General features: G+C 69.3%; 17 protein-coding genes and 1 tRNA gene. 9 read left to right on the plus strand and 9 right to left on the minus strand.

The window, feature by feature from the left end; genetic code table 11:
• Positions 1–55: 55 nt before the first annotated feature.
• The 5 genes from OHA99_RS18530 (at position 56) to OHA99_RS18550 (ending at position 7,936) form a co-directional block, all read left to right on the plus strand.
• A complete protein-coding gene (locus OHA99_RS18530; protein WP_087792908.1) occupies positions 56–1,594 on the plus strand; it encodes a Stp1/IreP family PP2C-type Ser/Thr phosphatase in 1,539 nt (512 codons plus the stop codon).
• A gap of 27 nt (positions 1,595–1,621) precedes the next feature.
• Positions 1,622–3,058 (plus strand): FtsW/RodA/SpoVE family cell cycle protein, encoded by a 1,437-nt coding sequence (locus OHA99_RS18535; protein WP_405696806.1) that lies wholly within the window; start codon positions 1,622–1,624, stop codon positions 3,056–3,058.
• Entirely contained in the window at positions 3,055–4,527 is a 1,473-nt protein-coding gene (locus tag OHA99_RS18540; RefSeq protein WP_153178893.1) for a penicillin-binding protein 2, read from the plus strand. Before OHA99_RS18535 ends, OHA99_RS18540 begins: the two co-directional genes overlap by 4 nt.
• Before the next feature lie 189 nt (positions 4,528–4,716).
• Complete coding sequence (gene pknB, locus OHA99_RS18545) at positions 4,717–6,738, plus strand: Stk1 family PASTA domain-containing Ser/Thr kinase (RefSeq protein ID WP_153178894.1); 2,022 nt, start codon at positions 4,717–4,719, stop codon at positions 6,736–6,738.
• Between the two features lie 157 nt (positions 6,739–6,895).
• Positions 6,896–7,936: a restriction endonuclease gene (locus OHA99_RS18550; RefSeq protein ID WP_153178895.1), complete on the plus strand. Its 1,041-nt coding sequence runs from the start codon at positions 6,896–6,898 to the stop codon at positions 7,934–7,936.
• Positions 7,937–8,027: 91 nt separating this feature from the next.
• On the opposite strand, the gene OHA99_RS18555 is transcribed toward OHA99_RS18550, so the two are convergent.
• The 5 genes from OHA99_RS18555 to OHA99_RS18575 are packed head-to-tail and all read right to left on the minus strand — an operon-like array spanning position 8,028 to position 11,557.
• Positions 8,028–8,786 (minus strand): class E sortase, encoded by a 759-nt coding sequence (locus OHA99_RS18555; protein ID WP_153178896.1) that lies wholly within the window; start codon positions 8,784–8,786, stop codon positions 8,028–8,030.
• Positions 8,787–8,799: 13 nt separating this feature from the next.
• The gene (locus tag OHA99_RS18560) at positions 8,800–9,903 is read right to left on the minus strand and encodes a class E sortase (RefSeq protein WP_153178897.1); all 1,104 of its coding nucleotides are present in this window, start codon (positions 9,901–9,903) and stop codon (positions 8,800–8,802) included.
• Positions 9,900–10,538 carry an aminodeoxychorismate/anthranilate synthase component II gene (locus OHA99_RS18565; RefSeq protein ID WP_087790246.1) on the minus strand — a complete coding sequence of 213 codons (639 nt, stop codon included), beginning with the start codon at positions 10,536–10,538 and terminating at the stop codon, positions 9,900–9,902. Before OHA99_RS18565 ends, OHA99_RS18560 begins: the two co-directional genes overlap by 4 nt.
• On the minus strand, positions 10,535–10,732 hold the full coding sequence (locus OHA99_RS18570; RefSeq protein ID WP_164380552.1) for a hypothetical protein: 198 nt from the start codon (positions 10,730–10,732) through the stop codon (positions 10,535–10,537). Before OHA99_RS18570 ends, OHA99_RS18565 begins: the two co-directional genes overlap by 4 nt.
• Before the next feature lie 45 nt (positions 10,733–10,777).
• Positions 10,778–11,557, minus strand: coding sequence for a DUF881 domain-containing protein (locus tag OHA99_RS18575; RefSeq protein ID WP_164384003.1), 780 nt, complete (start codon positions 11,555–11,557; stop codon positions 10,778–10,780).
• 152 nt (positions 11,558–11,709) lie between these two features.
• Between OHA99_RS18575 and crgA the strand changes: the two genes are divergently transcribed.
• Positions 11,710–11,964 carry a cell division protein CrgA gene (crgA, locus tag OHA99_RS18580; RefSeq protein WP_007453415.1) on the plus strand — a complete coding sequence of 85 codons (255 nt, stop codon included), beginning with the start codon at positions 11,710–11,712 and terminating at the stop codon, positions 11,962–11,964.
• Between the two features lie 266 nt (positions 11,965–12,230).
• Here the strand turns inward: crgA and OHA99_RS18585 are convergent, their stop codons facing one another.
• Complete coding sequence (locus OHA99_RS18585; RefSeq protein WP_153178899.1) at positions 12,231–13,124, minus strand: rhomboid family intramembrane serine protease; 894 nt, start codon at positions 13,122–13,124, stop codon at positions 12,231–12,233.
• A 102-nt stretch (positions 13,125–13,226) separates the two neighbouring features.
• Complete coding sequence (locus OHA99_RS18590; protein ID WP_007453384.1) at positions 13,227–13,760, minus strand: peptidylprolyl isomerase; 534 nt, start codon at positions 13,758–13,760, stop codon at positions 13,227–13,229.
• A 320-nt stretch (positions 13,761–14,080) separates the two neighbouring features.
• Here OHA99_RS18590 and OHA99_RS18595 point away from each other — a divergent pair, with 320 nt between their 5' ends.
• On the plus strand, positions 14,081–14,782 hold the full coding sequence (locus tag OHA99_RS18595) for a DUF5324 family protein (protein ID WP_007453417.1): 702 nt from the start codon (positions 14,081–14,083) through the stop codon (positions 14,780–14,782).
• Positions 14,783–14,891: 109 nt separating this feature from the next.
• Here OHA99_RS18595 and OHA99_RS18600 read toward each other — a convergent pair whose 3' ends face one another.
• The gene (locus OHA99_RS18600; protein WP_007453386.1) at positions 14,892–15,668 is read right to left on the minus strand and encodes an isoprenyl transferase; all 777 of its coding nucleotides are present in this window, start codon (positions 15,666–15,668) and stop codon (positions 14,892–14,894) included.
• Positions 15,669–16,078: 410 nt separating this feature from the next.
• Positions 16,079–16,151: transfer RNA gene (locus tag OHA99_RS18605), tRNA-Ala, on the minus strand.
• 180 nt (positions 16,152–16,331) lie between these two features.
• Here OHA99_RS18605 and OHA99_RS18610 point away from each other — a divergent pair.
• Both OHA99_RS18610 and OHA99_RS18615 read left to right on the plus strand, forming a co-directional pair.
• Positions 16,332–16,880, plus strand: coding sequence for a hypothetical protein (locus OHA99_RS18610; RefSeq protein ID WP_007453419.1), 549 nt, complete (start codon positions 16,332–16,334; stop codon positions 16,878–16,880).
• 84 nt (positions 16,881–16,964) lie between these two features.
• On the plus strand, positions 16,965–18,548 hold the full coding sequence (locus OHA99_RS18615; RefSeq protein ID WP_405696813.1) for a serine/threonine-protein kinase: 1,584 nt from the start codon (positions 16,965–16,967) through the stop codon (positions 18,546–18,548).
• Positions 18,549–18,566: the final 18 nt, after the last annotated feature.

Genomic DNA, 18,566 nt, shown 5'->3' on the forward strand with positions numbered 1-18,566 from the left:
GGGCAGTGTGGCTCGACACGACCGGCTGCAGTCGGAGCCGACGGGCGAGGTGCGCATGAGTCTGTCACTGCGCTTCGCCGCCGGATCGCACAAGGGCATGATCCGGGAGGGCAACGAGGACTCCGGCTACGCCGGCCCCCGCCTGCTCGCCATCGCCGACGGCATGGGCGGCCAGGCCGCCGGCGAGGTCGCCTCCTCCGAGGTGATCTCCACCATCGTCGCCCTCGACGACGACGTGCCCGGCTCCGACGTCCTCACCTCCCTCGGCCACGCCGTCCAGCGCGCCAACGACCAGCTGCGGCAGATGGTCGAGGAGGACCCCGCCCTCGAGGGCATGGGCACCACCCTGACCGCCCTGCTGTGGACCGGCCAGCGCCTGGGCATGGTCCACGTCGGCGACTCCCGCGCCTACCTCCTGCGCGACGGCGTCCTCACCCAGATCACCCAGGACCACACCTGGGTGCAGCGCCTCGTCGACGAGGGACGCATCACCGAGGAGGAGGCGGACACCCACCCGCAGCGCTCCCTGCTGATGCGCGCCCTGGGCAGCGGCGACCACGTCGAACCCGACCTGTCCATCCGCGAGGTGCGGGCCGGCGACCGCTACCTCATCTGCTCCGACGGACTCTCCGGCGTCGTCTCCCACCAGACGATGGAGGACGCCCTCGCCAGCTACCAGGGCCCACAGGAGACCGTCCAGGAGCTGATCCAGCTCGCCCTGCGCGGCGGCGGCCCCGACAACATCACCGTCATCGTCGCCGACGTCCTCGACCTGGACACCGGCGACACCCTCGCCGCACAGCTCTCCGACACCCCCGTGGTCGTCGGCGCCGTCGCCGAGAACCAGGCCCAGACCGGCGACAACGGCATCATGCAGACCCCGGCCGGCCGCGCCGCCGGCCTCGGCAGGCCCCGCGGCGGAGGCGGCGAGTTCGGCCCGCCCGGCAGCGGCGACGTCACCGGCTTCATCCCCACCGACGGCTTCGACGACTACGGCCCCGACGACTTCGTCAAACCCCGCAAGAGCCGCAAGTGGCTGAAGCGGTCCCTCTACACCGTCCTCGCCCTCGCCGTCATCGGCGGCGGCACCTACGGCGGCTGGCGCTGGACCCAGACCCAGTACTACGTCGGCACCAACAACGACCACCTCGCGCTGTACCGGGGCATCAGCCAGGACCTCGCCTGGGTCTCGCTCTCCAAGGTCCAGAAGGACCACCCCGAGATCGAACTCAAGTACCTGCCGCCCTACCAGCAGAAACTGGTCGAGGCCACCATCGCCGAGGACGACCTCAACGACGCCCGGGCCAAGATCGAGGAACTGGCCGTCCAGGCCTCCGCCTGCAAGAAGCAGGCCGACCGGCGTGCCGCGGAGACCGAGAAGAACGCGAAGACGGGCGAGGGCGAGGCCGGAGGCACCACGGGAACCAGCCCCGCCTCCTTCACGTCCAAGGCCTCACCGAGCCCCAACCCCTCGGGATCGCCCACGACCCCCGAATCGTCCGAGTCCCCGTCCACGACCGCACCCACTCCAGGCTCAGGACCGACCCTCTCGGAGGAAGAACAGAAGGTCGTCTCGCTGTGCGGTAAGCAGTAGGCAAGCCGTGAGAGGCCCCGTCACACGATGAGCAGTACTACCAACCCGTCGACGCACCACACGTCCACGATCGGCGCCATCGGCGCCCCGAGCCGGCGCAACACCGAGCTGGCTCTGCTCGTGTTCGCCGTCCTCATCCCGGTCTTCGCCTACGCCAACGTGGGCCTGGCCATCAACGACGAGGTGCCCGCAGGGCTGCTGAGCTACGGCTTCGGCCTCGGCCTGCTGGCCGGCGTCGGCCACCTCGTCGTGCGCAAGTTCGCCCCCTACGCCGACCCGCTGCTGCTGCCCCTGGCCACCCTGCTCAACGGCCTCGGACTCGTCGCCATCTGGCGCCTGGACCAGTCCGAACTGCTCCAGGACATCGAGCAGGCCGGCACCGCCGCGCCCCGCCAGCTGATGTACACCGCGATGGGCATCGCCCTGTTCGTCGCCGTGATGATCTTCCTCAAGGACCACCGCGTCCTGCAGCGCTACACCTACATCTCCATGCTCGGCGCCCTGTTCCTGCTGCTGCTCCCGCTCGTACCGGGCCTCGGCATGGACGTCTTCGGCGCCAAGATCTGGATCAAGATCGGCTCGTTCTCCATCCAGCCCGGCGAGTTCGCCAAGATCGTCCTGGCGATCTTCTTCGCCGGCTACCTGATGGTGAAGCGCGACGCGCTCGCCCTGGCCAGCCGCCGCTTCATGGGCCTCTACCTGCCCCGCGGCCGCGACCTCGGCCCCATCCTGGTCGTCTGGATCGTCTCGATCCTCATCCTCGTCTTCGAGACCGACCTCGGCACCTCGCTGCTCTTCTTCGGCATGTTCGTGATCATGCTGTACGTCGCCACCGAGCGGACCAGCTGGATCGTCTTCGGTCTGATGATGTCCGCGGTCGGCGCCGTCGGCGTGGCCAGCTTCGAACCCCACATCCAGCAGCGCGTCGACGCCTGGCTCGACCCGATGAAGGAGTACACGCTCTCCCGCGCCGGCGTCACCGGCCACTCCGAACAGGCCATGCAGGCCCTGTGGGCCTTCGGCTCCGGCGGCACCCTCGGCACCGGCTGGGGCCAGGGCCACTCCGAGCTGATCCGCTTCGCCGCCAACTCCGACTTCATCCTCGCCACCTTCGGCGAGGAACTCGGCCTGGCCGGCCTCATGGCCGTGCTCCTGCTCTACGCCTTGATCGTGGAACGCGGCGTGCGCACCGCCCTCGCCGCCCGCGACCCCTTCGGCAAGCTCCTCGCCATCGGCCTCTCCGGCGCCTTCGCCCTCCAGGTCTTCGTCGTCGCCGGCGGTGTCATGGGCCTCATCCCGCTCACCGGCATGACCATGCCCTTCCTGGCCTACGGCGGCTCCTCCGTCATCGCCAACTGGGCGCTGATCGGCATCCTGCTGCGCATCAGCGACACCGCGCGCAGACCGGCACCCGCCGCGCCCGCCAGCCCCGACGCCGAGATGACCCAGGTGGTCCGCCCGTGAACAAGCCACTGCGCCGAATCGCGATCTTCTGCGGCCTCCTCGTCCTCACCCTGCTCATCCGGGACAACTGGCTCCAGTACGTCCAGGCCGACGAGCTCAAGGAGGACGAGCACAACCGCCGCGTCGCCATCGAGCGGTACGCCAGCCCCCGCGGCGACATCATCGTCGACGGCAAGGCCATCACCGGACACGCCACCACCAAGGGCGACTTCAAGTACAAGCGCACCTACAAGGACGGCGCCATGTGGGCGCCCGTCACCGGCTACGTCTCCCAGGCCTTCGGCGCCACCCAGCTCGAGGCCATCGACGACGGCATCCTCACCGGCAACGACGACCGGCTCTTCTTCCGCAACACCCTCGACATGATCACGGGCAAGAAGCGCGAGGGCGGCAACGTCGTCACCACCCTCAACAGCGCCGCCCAGAAGGCCGCCTACGACGGCCTGAAGAAGCAGGGCGCCAAGGGCGCCGTCGTCGCGATCGAGCCGTCCACCGGCAAGATCCTCTCCATGGCCTCGTACCCCTCGTACGACCCCACCGTCATCGCGGGCAGCAACGACGCGGCCGGCGAGGCCTGGAACAAGCTCCAGAAGAAGAACAACCCCGACGACCCGATGCTCAACCGCGCCCTGCGCGAGGTCTACCCGCCCGGATCCACCTTCAAGGTGGTCACCGCGGCGGCCGCCCTCGAACACGGCAAGTACGACTCGGCCGACGAGAAGACCGACTCCCCGCTGCCCTGGACGATGCCCGGCACCACCACCGAGCTGAAGAACGAGGGCAACCTCCCCTGCGAGGACGCCTCGCTCCGCGAGGCCCTGCGCGTCTCCTGCAACACCGTCTTCGGCAAGCTCGGTTACGACCTCGGCAACGACAAGATGCTGGAGACCGCCAAGAAGTTCGGCTTCACCGAGGAGCAGTTCGTCCCGGTCCGCTCCAGCGCCTCCGTCTTCTCCGACGACATGAACGACTCGCAGGTCGCCCTCTCCTCCATCGGCCAGTACAACACCGCCGCCACCCCGCTGCAGATGGCCATGGTCACCTCCGCCATCGCCAACAACGGCACCCTGATGAAGCCGTACATGGTCGACGCGCTCCAGGCCCCCAACCTCGACACCATCGAGAAGACGGACCCCGAGGAGATGAGCAAGCCGCTGTCCGCGGACAACGCCCAGGTCCTCCAGTCCATGATGGAGACCGTCGTCAAGGACGGCACGGGAACCAACGCACAGATCGACGGCGTCACCGTCGGTGGCAAGACCGGTACCGCGCAGCACGGCGAGAACAACAGCAAGAATCCCTACGCCTGGTTCATCTCGTACGCCAAGACCGACGACGGCAGCTCGCCCGTCGCCGTGGCCGTGGTGATCGAGGACGAGAACGCGGTCCGCGACGACATCTCCGGCGGCGGCCTCGCGGCACCGATCGCGAAGAACGTCATGGAGGCCGTCATCGACAGCAAGAAGTGACCGCGCCATGAACGGGACGTGACTCCGGTCACGTCCCCTTCACATCGGCGCACGTTGCGATACCGGTCCTGTATCGGCTGCCCGGCTCGGCCAAGGGGCCCGGAGCCAGACCGGTACGGTAGGCCGGACGGCAGCCTCCGACCGTACAAGCATGCCGGTCGGGACCGACGGAGAGGGCTGGTAGTAACCATGGAAGAGCCGCGTCGCCTCGGCGGCCGGTACGAGCTGGGCCCGGTGCTCGGCCGTGGTGGCATGGCGGAGGTTTACCACGCTCATGACACCAGGCTCGGACGCCAGGTGGCGGTGAAGACGCTCCGCGCGGACCTCGCGCGCGACCCGTCCTTCCAGGCCCGGTTCCGCCGGGAGGCCCAGTCGGCCGCCTCGCTCAACCACCCCGCGATCGTGGCGGTCTACGACACGGGCGAGGACTACATCGACAACGTGTCGATCCCGTACATCGTCATGGAGTACGTCGACGGCTCCACACTCCGTGAGCTGCTCCACTCCGGCCGCAAACTGCTGCCGGAGCGGACGCTGGAGATGACCATCGGCATCCTCCAGGCGCTGGAGTACTCGCACCGGGCCGGCATCGTCCACCGCGACATCAAACCGGCCAACGTCATGCTCACGCGCAACGGCCAGGTCAAGGTCATGGACTTCGGCATCGCCCGCGCCATGGGCGACTCCGGCATGACGATGACCCAGACCGCCGCGGTGATCGGCACCGCCCAGTACCTCTCCCCGGAGCAGGCCAAGGGCGAGCAGGTCGACGCCCGCTCCGACCTGTACTCCACGGGCTGCCTGCTCTACGAGCTGCTCACGGTGCGTCCGCCGTTCGTCGGCGACTCCCCGGTGGCCGTCGCCTACCAGCACGTGCGCGAGGAACCGCAGGCGCCGAGCGTCTTCGACCCCGAGATCACGCCCGAGATGGACGCGATCGTGCTGAAGGCCCTGGTCAAGGACCCGGACTACCGCTACCAGTCGGCGGACGAGATGCGCGCCGACATCGAGGCCTGCCTCGACGGCCAGCCCGTCGGCGCCACCGCCGCGATGGGCGCCATGGCCGCCGGCGGCTACGGCGCCTACCCCGACGACCAGCCGACCACCGCCCTGCGCTCGGACGGCGGCGGCGCCACGACCATGCTGCCGCCGATGAACCCCGACGACGGCGGCTACGGCTACGACGACCGCCCCGACCGGCGCCGCCAGCAGCCCCGCAAGAAGAACACCTCCACGATCCTCCTGGTCCTGGCCGGCATCCTCGTCCTGGTCGGCGCCATCCTGATCGGCAAGTACGTCGTCAGCGGCGGCGGAGCACCGGGCGACGGCAAGGTCGACGTGCCCCTCCTGATCGGTCAGACTCAGGACGACGCCGAGAAGCTGCTCACCAACTCCGACCTCAAACTGGGCACGGTCGATCAGAAGCCCTGCGAGGACCAGAAGAAGGGCAACATCTGCGACCAGGACCCCAAGCAGGGCACCTCGGTCGACAAGGACTCCACCGTCAACCTGGTGGTCTCGACGGGCGCGCCCAAGGTCGCCGTCCCGAACGTCATCGACAAGAACATCGACGAGGCCAAGCAGCAGCTCGAGGACAAGGGCTTCGACGTCGAGACCAAGCAGACCGAGTCCTCCCAGGACGAGGGCACCGTCCTCAGCCAGAACCCCGACCCGGGCAAGGAGCTGGAGAAGGGCTCCACGGTGACCCTGGAGGTCGCCAAGGCCGAGGAGAAGGCCACGGTGCCGGACGTCGTGGGCCGCACCTGTGACGAGGCCAAGGCCCAGGTGGAGAGCGGCGGCGACCTCACGGCCGTCTGCACGGACCAGCCGACGAACGACCCGAACCAGGTCGGCAAGGTCATCTCCACGACGCCCCAGTCCGGCCAGCAGGTCGACCCGGGCTCGAAGGTCACGATCGTCGTCGGCAAGGCCGTGGAGAAGACGAAGGTGCCCGAGATCAAGCTCGGCACGCCCCTGGGGCAGGCGCAGCAGACCCTGCAGCAGGCAGGGTTCACCAACATCCAGGTCAACGGCCCGAGCGACGGCAACGCCGTCGTCATAGGGCAGAACCCCCCGGCCAACAGCGAGGTCGACGACCCCGCCGCCACGCAGATCACCCTCACCACGGTGGGCGGCAACGGCGGCAACAACGACGGCGGCGGAAACGGCAACGGCGGCACCATCGCCGGCCTCCCCGGCTTCGGCGACTGACCCACCTGCCCGACCGACCGGCCAGAGCCCCGGCGCCTCAGCTCAGCTGAGACGCCGGGGCTCTGTCGTACATGCCGACATGCGTCGATCGTGTCTTCGTATGTCATGACTCGTTGACTCCGGGTGACCACACGACCCGTCCTTGGGAGCAGCGACCATGATCAGTGATACGGCCCTACTGGAATCACCTGCCTTGCGCAGCAGCGTCCTCGACCGCACGGACGTGCTCGACCGCGTGAAGGTGCTGTCGCTGCTGCCGGACGCCATGCACGTGACGACGGCTATGGTGGCGACGTACTTCCAGGTCACCGCTGAGGCCGTCCGGCAGCTGACCAAACGCCACCGTGAGGAACTCCAAGCCAACGGGATGACGGTGCTCCGAGGCGCTGACCTGCGGCAATTCGAGAGTGACAACATGTCACGCTCGCTGGCGAGTTATCCACAGGCCCGCCGAAGCCTAACCGTCTACTCCAGGCGAGCCGTGCTCAACATCGCCATGCTCCTGCGCGACAGCGACATCGCCCGCCAGGTACGCACATACCTGTTGGACATGGAGTACCTGGCCCGCACGCATCCTGTGGAAAACCCGGCGCCGACAGACGCCTCCACCCTCGATGCCCGCATCGACCAGCGCATCACCCACATTCTCGGCCGGACCGTCGTACCGATGTTCAACGCCCTGATCGCCACCTCCGGCGAACACCGCCATGAGCTGATCGAACTCCGTCAGGACATCGAAAACGTCGAGCGCAAACTCTGCTGGCACCACAAACGCCTCGGCACCCTGGAGGGCGACACCCCCGACGACGACGTCAGGGCGACGATCAAGGCCATGACATGGCAGGCCTTCGAGCATCACGTCGCCGAACTGCTGCGGCGCGACGGATGCGTCGACGTCGTGGTCCGGAAGGCCCGCACCGACCGGGGTATCGACATCACCTGCCGCACCGCCGACGGACGCACCGTGGCCGTCCAGTGCAAGAACCGGGCCGGCCGTTGGACCGTACCCAGTGCGGACATGCAGAAGTTCGCCGGGGCGGCGCGTGCCATCGACCACGTGGACATCGCCCTGTTCGTCGCCACCTGCAACTTCAGTCACGAGTCGGAGGCGATCGCCAAGCTCAGCGGCGTCATCACCGTGAACCGCGACGAGCTGGAGGCCTGGAGCGCCGGGGTACGCCTCAAGGCTCTCCGCTAGGCACCACGGCAAGAGGCCCGAAGCCGCAAAAGGAAGTTGCGGCTTCGGGCCTCCGCCATGCTAGGGCACCGACCTCCCGCAAGGAGGTCGGTCACCGCAGCTCCGCCGGCGGCGTCCGGTCGCCGTCCACCTTCTCCGTGCGGACCAGCTCGCCCCAGACCACGTACCGGTACCGGCTCGTGTAGACCGGCGTGCAGGTCGTCAGGGTGATGTAGTGGCCGGCCTTCTTCTTGCCGGACTCCTTGGGGACGCCGTCGAGGACGTCGACGTTGAACTTCGAGGTCTCGGGCAGGACGGCGTACGTCTTGTACACGTACCAGGTGTCCTTCGTCTCGAAGACGATCGGGTCACCCTTCTCGATCTTGTCGATGTTGTGGAACTTCGCCCCGTGCCCGTCCCGGTGCGCGGCGAGCGAGAAGTTGCCCTTCTTGTCCGAGGTGGGCAGCGTCGCCTTGACCGGGTCGGTGTAGTAGCCGGCCACGCCGTCGTTGAGGACCTTCATCGACGTGCCCTTCTCCACCAGGACGTCGCCCTCGCCCATCGCCGGGACGTGCAGGAAGCCGATGCCCGCCTTGGTGTCCAGCGCCCCCGGACCGCTCGGGCCGTCTCCCACCCGGTCCTGGGCCCAGTTGTCCCGGACCTTCTCCGCCTGCTTGTCCGCCGCCCGGTCGGCGACCACGTTCGTCCACCACAGCGAGTAGACGACGAACAGGCCCATCACCAGGCCCGCGGTGATGAGCAGTTCGCCGAAGACGCTGACCGCCTGCGCGACGATCCGTCCGGGACGACGCCGCCCGCGACCGCGGGCCCCGGCGTGCTCCTGCTGCTCCGTGTCGGTGGTCGATGCCACTGGTCATCCGCCCTTAACTGACGAGCGCATCCGGCTTGCCCTTGCTGCGCGGCCGTTCCTCGACCATCTTGCCCCAGACGATCATGCGGTACTTGCTGGTGAACTCCGGCGTGCACGTGGTGAGCGTGATGTAGCGGCCGGGCCCCTTGAAGCCCGACTGCTTCGGGACCGGGTCCAGCACGCTGACGTTGCTCGGCGACGTCACCGGCAGGATCGACGCCATCTTGTACACGAAGTACTTGTCCTGCGTCTCCACCACGATCGGGTCGCCCGGGTCCAGCTTGTTGATGTAGCGGAACGGCTCACCGTGCGTGTTGCGGTGCCCCGCGAGCCCGAAGTTGCCGGTCTTCGCGTCCGGCATCGCCGTCTTCAGCCCGCCCTCCGCGTAGTGCCCGACCATGCCCCGGTCCAGCACCTTCTTGCTGTCGATGCCCTCCGCGATCGGCACCACCACGTCCAGCTTGGGAATGTGCAGCAGCGCGAAACCCTGCCCCGGTTCGAACGTCCCCGGGTTGCGCTTGCCGTTCGCCCAGTCGTCCTGGAGGTTGCTCGCGGCCTGGTTCGCCTGCGCGTGGGCCCGCACGTTCGTCCACCACAGCTGGTAGGTGACGAACAGCAGCATCAGCACACCGGTCGTGATGAAGATCTCACCTATCGCCCGGCTCGCGATCACCGCGGCACCGGGCTTGCGCGCCCGCGCCTGCCGACGGGCCTCCACGCGCGACAGAGGCGCCTTCGGCTCCTCCTCCGCCTCCACCTCCGCCGACTGGCCCCGGGGCGCCCCACGGCGCCCGTGACGCCGTTTCGCGGCCTTCCTGCGGGCCGCACGGCCGCCGCCCACCGGGCCGTCTCCGGCGGATCCCGCCCCGGTGCCCGTCCGCCGCTCCGGCGGCTCCGGGATCCGCAGCGCCACCGTCTCGTCGTCGCCGAGCGGCACCCGGTACCGCTCACCGCCGTCACCGGCCTCCCCGGCCTCCCCGGCCGCCCCGGCCGCCCCGGAGGCGAACTCCTCGTACCAACCGTCCCCGAACGCACCGGAATCCCCGTACGGCTGCCCGTACGAGGATCCCTGGTCACCGGCCGTGCCGGAGTCGCGCTCGGGGCGCAGCGCGGTCACGCCGTGGCCCTGCCCACCACCGGGGCGAGCCCCGCCGACCTCGCCACCGCGTCCCGGTCGCCGCACTCCGCCAGCCAGTTGGCCAGCATCCGGTGCCCGTGCTCGGTCAGCACCGACTCCGGATGGAACTGCACGCCCTCGACCAGCAGTTCCCGATGACGCAGGCCCATCACGATCCCGTCCGGCGTACGGGCCGTCACCTCCAGCTCCGCGGGCACCGTGTCCGGCTCCGCCGCCAGCGAGTGGTACCGCGTCGCCGTGAACGGCGAGGGCAGCCCCGCGAAGACGCCCCGGCCGGTGTGCTCCACCGGCGAGGTCTTGCCGTGCAGCAGCTCCGGCGCACGGTCCACCACGCCGCCGTACGCCACCTGCATCGACTGCATGCCCAGGCACACGCCGAAGACCGGCACCCCGGTCGCCGCGCAGTGCCGCACCATCTCGACGCAGACCCCCGCCTGCTCCGGCGTACCCGGGCCGGGCGAGAGCAGGACGCCGTCGAAACCGTCCTGGGCGTGTGCCGTCGACACCTCGTCATTGCGCAGCACCTCGCACTCGGCGCCGAGTTGGTAGAGGTACTGGACCAGGTTGAAGACGAAGCTGTCGTAGTTGTCGACGACGAGGATGCGCGCGCTCACTGGTTGTCCACCGTCACATCGTTGAAGGGCAGCAGCGGTTCGGCCCACGGGAAGACGTACTGGAACAGGACGTAGACCACGATCATCGCCAGCATGAGCGAGAGCAGCGCCCTCACCCACGCGTTCCCCGGCAGATGCCGCCAGATCCAGCCGTACATGCCGTCCCTTCCGTCGCACCACGACGCCAGACTCACGCCGCACCGCACCAGACTAGCGGCGCGGGGGTCCTCGGAACGGCCCTAATCCACAGGCTGGGCATACTGCAGGTCCGCGGTGCCCGAGTAGCCCGGCAGCGTCACCCGCCCGTCGTCCTCGACCTTCCAGCCGAGCCCGTACACGTTGACGTACACCATGTAGTTCTGGATCGCCGGCGACTTCGCCAGCGCGTTCTTCAGCCGCTCCGGATCACCGACCGCCTGGATCTTGTACGGCGGCGAGTAGACGCGGCCCTGGAGGATCAGGGTGTTGCCCACGCAGCGCACCGCACTGGTGGAGATCAGCCGCTGGTCCATCACCTTGATGCCCTCGGCGCCGCCCTGCCACAGCGCGTTCACCACCGCCTGGAGGTCCTGCTGGTGGATCACCAGGTAGTCCGGCTGCGGCTCCGGGTAACCGGGGAGCTTCGCGGTGGCGTCCGGCGGGGCGTCGTCGAGCGTGACGGTGATCGCCTCGCCCTTCAGCTTCTGCGTACCCGCCTTCTCCTCCAGCGCCGCGAGCTCGTCGTCCTCCGACTGCGTCCGGCCGTCGTCGCGCTCGGCGAGCGACTCGACGTCCTCGCGCAGGGCCCTGTTGGACTCCTCCAGATCGCCGTTCTCCCGGCTGCGCTCATGGATGAGATCGGACAACTTGAGCAAAGAGGCGTCCGTACGGATATTGGTGCCCTTCGCGGTATTGAAGCTGGTGAAGAAAATAAGTCCCGCGAGCGCGAAGACGGCCGCCGTGAGGATCCGCACGGGCCGGAAACGGCGCCGGCGGACAGGACTGGATCCCGTTCCGGGGGAGTCGGCAGAATTGCTCAACGTACCCTTATCTCCTTCGGCGCCACGGAAGGACTACGCTAACGGACGCCCGGGGGAGCGCTCAGAGTCCCCGTGTCCCCATGTACGCCGCCCACCGAGACCGACCCCCGTTCCCTGCGCGGCCACGCAGCGCATCGACAGGAGAGACCCTCGTGCCGAAGTCACGTATCCGCAAGAAGGCCGATTACACGCCGCCGCCCTCGAAGCAGGCGGCCAGTATCAAGCTGACCAACCGCAGCTGGGTCGCGCCGGTCATGCTGGCCATGTTCATCATCGGCCTGGCCTGGATCGTCCTCTTCTACGTCACCGACGGTTCACTGCCCATCGACTCGCTGGGCAACTGGAACATCGTGGTCGGCTTCGGCTTCATCGCCGCGGGGTTCGGCGTCTCGACGCAGTGGAAGTAGCCCGGCGGTAGTCCCCGAAGGCTCTGCCCAGGGGTATTCACCGAGTTATCCACAGACTCTGTCCACACGCTGGGGAAAAGAAAGACGATCTGTGGATAACCCGCCGGACATTGACGCCGGTGTGACGGAAGTATCGACTGACCCCAGACTCCGAAAACATGTTCGCCCCCTGCCTGACCTGCGAAAACACTGGTCAGCGACAGGGGGCACATGTGTTCCCGCACGCTGTGCACAAGATCCGCCACCTTCTGTGGACAACAGCGCGCTCAGGTGAGCTGGACCGTCCTCAACAGGGTCAGTCCGACGACGGCCACAAGGACCAGCGCGCATGTGCCGTACTGCACGAGCGTCCGCCGCTCGCGCGGGGCGTGGAGCATGGCGTAGCCGATCACGGCCCCCGCGACCAGGCCGCCGACGTGGGCCTGCCAGGAGATGTTGCTCCGGGTGAAGGTGAAGATCAGGCTGATCACCAGCAGGATGACGACCGGCCGCATGTCGGCCTTGAGCCGGCGTACCAGTGCGGCGGTGGCGCCGAAGAGGCCGAAGATCGCACCGGAGGCACCGAGGACGGGCGTGGTGGGTGAGGTCAGCAGGTAGGCGAAGACGCTGCCGGCCAGGCCGGAGACAAGATAGAGCGCCAGGTAGCGGGCTCGGCCGAGAGCTGCTTCCACGGGGGCGCCGAGGAACCAGAGGCTGACCATGTTGAAGCCGATGTGCCAGATCTCCTGGTGGGTGAACATCGTGGTCACCAGGCGGTACCACTCGCCCTCCGCGACGCCCTCGGTCGGGACGAAGGGGGCCGGGGGCCAGCGCCCGATGAGCACCATGTCGGCGAGGAAGGAGTCGGGCAGCGCCCGGACGGCGATGAACACCGCGACATTGATCCCGATCAGGATCTTGGTGACGAGGTGGGGATCAGCCGCGATCGTGCCGCCCGCGAGGGTACGGGGGCGGGAGGCGGCGGGTGCCGGCCCGGTGGCCCCCGGTGTGCGGCCGGCGGCGCAGTCGGGGCAGTGGAAGCCGACGGAGGCGTTGACCATGCAGTCCGTGCAGATGGGGCGTTCGCAGCGGGTGCAGCGGATGCCGGTCTCGCGGTCGGGGTGGCGATAGCAGCCGGGCAGACTCTGGGCTTCCGGTGGGCCGGCGGCCGCGTGGTCCATGACATCCCCTCGGTCGTCCTGCGGGCGGTGTGTGCAGATGCACCGTCCCGCCCTTCTCTACGGATGAGCGGGGCGTTTGGTTCCTGCCCGGTGTGCGGGGGGCTAGGCGTCGCGGGTCTCGACGAGGACCGACTCGATGACGACGTCGTTGAGGGGTCGCTCGGTGCGGGGGTTGGTCCGGGCGGCGGCGATGGCGTCGACGACCTTCTGGCTGGCGGCGTCGGTCACTTCCCCGAAGATCGTGTGCTTGCGGTTGAGCCAGGTGGTCGGGGAGACGGTGATGAAGAACTGCGAGCCGTTGGTGCCGGGCCCCGCGTTGGCCATGGCCATCAGGTAGGGCCGGTCGAAGGCGAGGTCGGGGTGGAACTCGTCCGGGAACTGGTAGCCGGGGTCGCCGGTGCCGTTGCCCAGCGGGTCACCGCCCTGGATCATGAAGCCGCTGAGGACCCGGTGGAAGACGGTGCCGTCGTAGAGCCGGGCCTTGGACTTCTCTCCGGTGGCGGGGTGGGTCCACTCCCGCTCGCCGCGGGCCAGCTCGACGAAGTTCCTGACCGTCCTGGGTGCGTGGTTCGGCAGTAGCCGGACCTCGATGTCACCTTGGCTGGTCTTCAGGGTGGCGTAGAGCTGTTCGGCCACGGTGTGCCTTCCGTCGTCCTGTGGTGCGCACCGATCCTCGCACGGCCGGGGCCGCGTTCGGCGCTCCTACCGCTGGGTCACGAGCGTGGGGCGTCGATCCGTGGCATGGTCGTGGGCAGGCTCGTGTTGCCCGGTATTCACCGGTTATTGACGTTGATCAGCTCTTGTTCGCAACTTCATCACCGCTCACCCCTCAGGTCCCGGCGGCATCGTCCGTGACCCGGATGCCCGCCCTCACATGCCTGGCGGTGCGTCCCCAGGCATGATCCGTAAAAGGGTGGAAAGTCGAATTACCGTACGCCACCGAGGAGGAGGAACCCGTGACCCGCATCGACAGCGTGCGCGCCGCGACCGGTTCGGCGAAGGACAGCGTGCTGCACGCCGCGGAAGTGGTGGCGCCCTACGCCGACACGGCCAAGGACAGGGCCGCTCACTATGCACAGGAGGCGCGCGTACGGCTGGCGCCCAAGGTGTCGCAGGCCACGTGCCAGGCGCGGCACCAGTACGGCGCGCATGTCGCGCCGCGGCTGGAACAGGCCCGTACGCATGTGCCGCCGAAGATGGACGCGGCCGCTCAGGAGGCCGCGGTCCGTGCCCGGCTGGCCGCTCGGCAGGCGGCCGACTACTCACGGCCGAGGATCGAGCAGGCGGTGGCCGCGGCCGGTCCCGTGCGGGACGAGGCCGCGGCGCGGGGTGTCGCCGCACTGGCCGCGCTGCGTGGGCAGGTGACGGCGAAGGAGATTCACAGGCTGACGCGCAAGCACCAGCGCCGGGCCAGGGCCGGTCGTGTCGCCAAGGTTCTCGCGGTGGTGGGCGTCGTCGCGGGCGGTGCCTTCGCCGCGTGGAAGTGGTGGGACAAGCAGGCCAACCCGGACTGGCTGGTGGAGCCGCCGGAGGCGACGGAGGTTCCCGAGTCGGGCCGGCTGACGTCGGTGGACGGTACCGGCGAGGCGATCCTCGATCCCGAGGTGCAGGCCAAGCAGGCCCAGGAGGAGGCGGCTGAGGGCGACGAGCCCCGCTGATCCTCGCGCGCCGTACGTTTCCTCATCATCGCCGCGGGGCGGGAGACCGTGAGTCTCCCGCCCCGCGGCGATGTTTCACGTGAAACCACGCTCACCACACCGATCACGTTCAGCGGCCGTAGCGGCGCTCCCGCAGGGAGTAGGAGCGCAGGGCGCGCAGGAAGTCGATCTCGCGGAAGTCCGGCCAGTAGGTCTCGCAGAAGTGGACCTCTGCGTAGGCGGACTGCCAGAGCAGGAATCCGGAGAGCCGCTGCTCGCCGGAGGTGCGGATGATGAGGTCGGACTCGGACCGTGTCTTGGAGTACAGGTGCTTGGAGATGTGCTCCATGGTGAAGGTCTCGATGAACTCGTCGATGTCACCGCCCTGGGAGCTGTGCTCGGTCAGGGCCGAGCGCACGGCGTCGACGATCTCGCGCCTGCCCCCGTAGCCGACGGCCACGTCGACCTTGGTGCCGCCCTTGCGGCCCTGGGTGGCCGCGGTGGCGGTCTTGAGGCGGCTGGCGGATTCGGCGGGCAGCAGGTCCAGGGCGCCGACGGCTTCGACGGGCCAGGGGTTGCCCGGTGCGGCCAACTGCTCGACGACCTCGGCGATGATGTCGATGAGCGGGTTCAACTGCTCCTCGGGCCGGGACAGGTTGTCGTCGGAGAGCATGAACAGGGTGACGTGCTCGATCTTGGCGGAGTCGCACCAGCGCAGGAAATCCAGCACCTTGGCGGCGCCGGCGCGGTAGCCCTCGCGGGGGTCGTCGATGCCCGACATCTTGGCCCACCGACGGTTGCCGTCGAGCATGATGCCGATGTGCTGGGGGCGTGGGCGTCCTTCCAGCTCCCTGACCAGCCGCTTCATATAGAGCGCGTCGAGAGCGGCTCGTACCTTCGCCCGCATCGTCTACCCCTTCCACCTCGTCGGTAGCGACCGGACGGCTCCGACGGCGATGAGCCACGTGGCACCGCCCCGCGGGGGTGTGGCGCTGATGCCCTGTGGGGTGACGATATCAAGAGCAGACAGCCCTGCCCGGGCGACGAGAGGGGTCTGTCCGTGGGTCCGCTCCGGTGGCGGCACGGGCGTCGGGACGTTGTTCAACGCGGTCAACTGGCCTTTTTTCCTCGGGTCGTTGTTGATCACCGGGTGCGGCGTGCGGTCTCGGGTGTGGTGCGGGGGCTGCGACGGTGAGGAACGTCTCCGCCCGCCCGGGGCGGGTCGGCGGGACCGCCGTACCCCCGCCCGAGGGCGGCCCCGAAACGAACTGAGCGCCTCCGATCTACGTTTCCGCAGGTCGAAGGCGCTCTTCACGGTGGAGCCTAGGGGAGTCGAACCCCTGACATCTGCCATGCAAAGACAGCGCTCTACCAACTGAGCTAAGGCCCCTCGGGAGGTGTCGCCGGTCCCGGTGTCGCGGACCGTCGGTCACCGCGGACAAGAGTACCGGGTCGCCCCCCGTATCTCACAAATGATTGGGGCTCCCGGCGAACGACCACGCTCCGTAAGATGCTCGGCGTGGTTCGCTGGAGCGAACTGCGGTTTTTGGGGAAGCGATGGGGAGACGCAATGGACGCCGCACAGCAGGAAGCCACCGCAAGAGCGCGGGAACTGCAGCGGAACTGGTACGGGGAGCCGCTGGGGGCGCTCTTCCGCAGGCTTATCGACGATCTCGGTCTCAACCAGGCTCGTCTCGCGGGGGTCCTGGGGCTGTCCGCCCCGATGCTGTCGCAGCTGATGAGCGGCCAGCGGGCGAAGATCGGCAATCCCGCGGTGGTGCAGCGGGTGCAGTTGTTGCAGGACCTGGCGGGGCAGGTCGCCGACGGCAGTGTGAGCGCGGCAGAGGCGACGGAGCGCATGGACGAGATCAAGAAGTCGCAGGGGGGCTCGGTGCTCAGCAACACCACGACGACCACGAGCAGTTCGGGTGCGCCCACGGTCAAGCGGGTGGTCCGTGAGATCCAGTCGCTGCTGCGCTCGGTGGCGGCCGCCGGGGACATCATCGACGCGGCGGACGTCCTCTCCTCCTCGCATCCGGAGCTGGCGGAGTTCCTGCGGGTGTACGGCGCGGGCCGTACCTCGGACGCGGTCGCGCACTACCAGTCCCACCAGAACTGATCCCGGAGCCCGCTCGCCGAGGGGTCGGCGGCCGGGCCCGCGGGAGTGGCGCGACGGGTTCCAGGGGAGGAGCGGCGCACAGCCATGGGTGAGGTCTTCGCGGGCCGGTACGAGCTGGTCGATCCGGTCGGCCGGGGCGGGGTGGGTGCCGTCTGGCGTGCCTGGGACCACCGGCGCAGGCGTTATGTGGCCGCGAAGGTGCTCCAGCAGCGGGACGCGCACTCGCTGCTGCGCTTCGTGCGTGAGCAGGCGCTGCGGATCGATCACCCCCATGTGCTCGCGCCCGCGAGCTGGGCCGCCGACGACGACCAGGTCCTGTTCACAATGGACCTGGTCACGGGTGGTTCGCTGGTCCATCTGGTCGGGGACTACGGCCCCCTGCCGCCGGACTTCGTGTGCACGCTGCTCGACCAGCTCCTGTCGGGTCTGGCGGCGGTGCACGGGGAGGGCGTGGTGCACCGTGACATCAAGCCGGCCAACCTGCTCCTGGAGGCGACGGGGACGGGCCGTCCGCGTCTGAGGCTGTCCGACTTCGGGATCGCGATGCGGCTGGGTGAGCCCCGGCTGACGGAGACCAACCTGGTGGTGGGGACGCCGGGTTATCTGGCGCCGGAGCAGATGATGGGGGCGGAGCCGGACTTCCCGGCGGACCTGTTCGCGGTGGGCCTGGTCGCCCTGTACCTGCTGGAGGGGGCGAAGCCGGACGCCAAGGCTCTGGTGCAGCACTTCGCCGAGCACGGTACGCCGCCCGCGCCGCGGGGGGTGCCCGAGCCGCTGTGGCAGGTGGTGGCGACGCTGGTGCAGCCGGATCCGTCGGCGCGGTTCCGTACCGCGACGGGGGCGCGCAAGGCGCTGGCCGCGGCGGTGGAACTGCTGCCGGAGCCCGGGCCCGACGACGAGCTGATCGAGATCTTCGACCAAGTGGGCCCGCTGCCGACGGGGTTCGGCTCCGAGGGTCCGCTGAAGCGGGCGTCCGGCCTGGACGACGTGGCGACGGACCCCCGCCGGGCGGCGGACCCCGGTCCGGTCCCCCACACCGTGTCTCCGCCATCCCCTTGGGCGTCGACGCCCTCGCCCGGCGTACCGCCGTCGCCTCCGGCCGGTGCGCCGTCCGTCCCGGACTGGTCCGCCGCTCCGCCGCCGGGTGCCCCCGGCACGTCGTCGACGGGTGCGGTGGGCCCTGCGTCACAGCCGGGGACCGCATCGACCGGCCCACCGCCGACTCCGACCGGGACCCCGTCCGCGCCGGGCGGAACCCCGCCGCCCCCGACCGGCCCGCCGACCGCCTCCGACACCGGACACACACCGACGGTGGCTCCCGGGCCCGAGCGGCCGGGTGCCATGTCGGAGACCGGGAGTTTCCACCTGCCGCCTCCGCAGCCGACGGTCACCCCCGTCACGCACGCGGCGGGGGGTACGGCGCAACAGCCCGTGCGGCACCCGGCGTTCATGGGCGGCCCGGAGTACCGGCCGCCGTCCCCGCCGTGGCGTGCCGACGTTCCCACGGCCCCGTACACCGCCCGGAATCCGCGGCCGGCCCCGCCCGCCCAGCACCGTGGGGCACGGCGGCGGCGCCGTTCCGGTCCGCCGGCGAAGGTGGCCCTGCCGCTGCTGTTGCTCGCGCTGGCCTGCTACACCGTGGGTTTCTGGGCGCTGACGCGTATCTGAGGCCGGCGCCCTGGAAGC

The organism is Streptomyces coelicoflavus, from assembly GCF_045041415.1.
GTDB classification, from domain to species: domain Bacteria; phylum Actinomycetota; class Actinomycetes; order Streptomycetales; family Streptomycetaceae; genus Streptomyces; species Streptomyces coelicoflavus.

Bases quoted from the DNA above. Each gene is read 5' to 3' on its own strand.
- OHA99_RS18530 (WP_087792908.1), top strand. From the start codon at position 56: ATGAGTCTGTCACTGCGCTTCGCCGCCGGATCGCACAAGGGCATGATC.
- OHA99_RS18535 (WP_405696806.1), top strand. From the start codon at position 1,622: ATGAGCAGTACTACCAACCCGTCGACGCACCACACGTCCACGATCGGC.
- pknB (WP_153178894.1), top strand. From the start codon at position 4,717: ATGGAAGAGCCGCGTCGCCTCGGCGGCCGGTACGAGCTGGGCCCGGTG.
- OHA99_RS18550 (WP_153178895.1), top strand. From the start codon at position 6,896: ATGATCAGTGATACGGCCCTACTGGAATCACCTGCCTTGCGCAGCAGC.
- OHA99_RS18585 (WP_153178899.1), bottom strand. From the start codon at position 13,124: ATGGACCACGCGGCCGCCGGCCCACCGGAAGCCCAGAGTCTGCCCGGC.
- OHA99_RS18600 (WP_007453386.1), bottom strand. From the start codon at position 15,668: ATGCGGGCGAAGGTACGAGCCGCTCTCGACGCGCTCTATATGAAGCGG.
- OHA99_RS18610 (WP_007453419.1), top strand. From the start codon at position 16,332: ATGGACGCCGCACAGCAGGAAGCCACCGCAAGAGCGCGGGAACTGCAG.
- OHA99_RS18615 (WP_405696813.1), top strand. From the start codon at position 16,965: ATGGGTGAGGTCTTCGCGGGCCGGTACGAGCTGGTCGATCCGGTCGGC.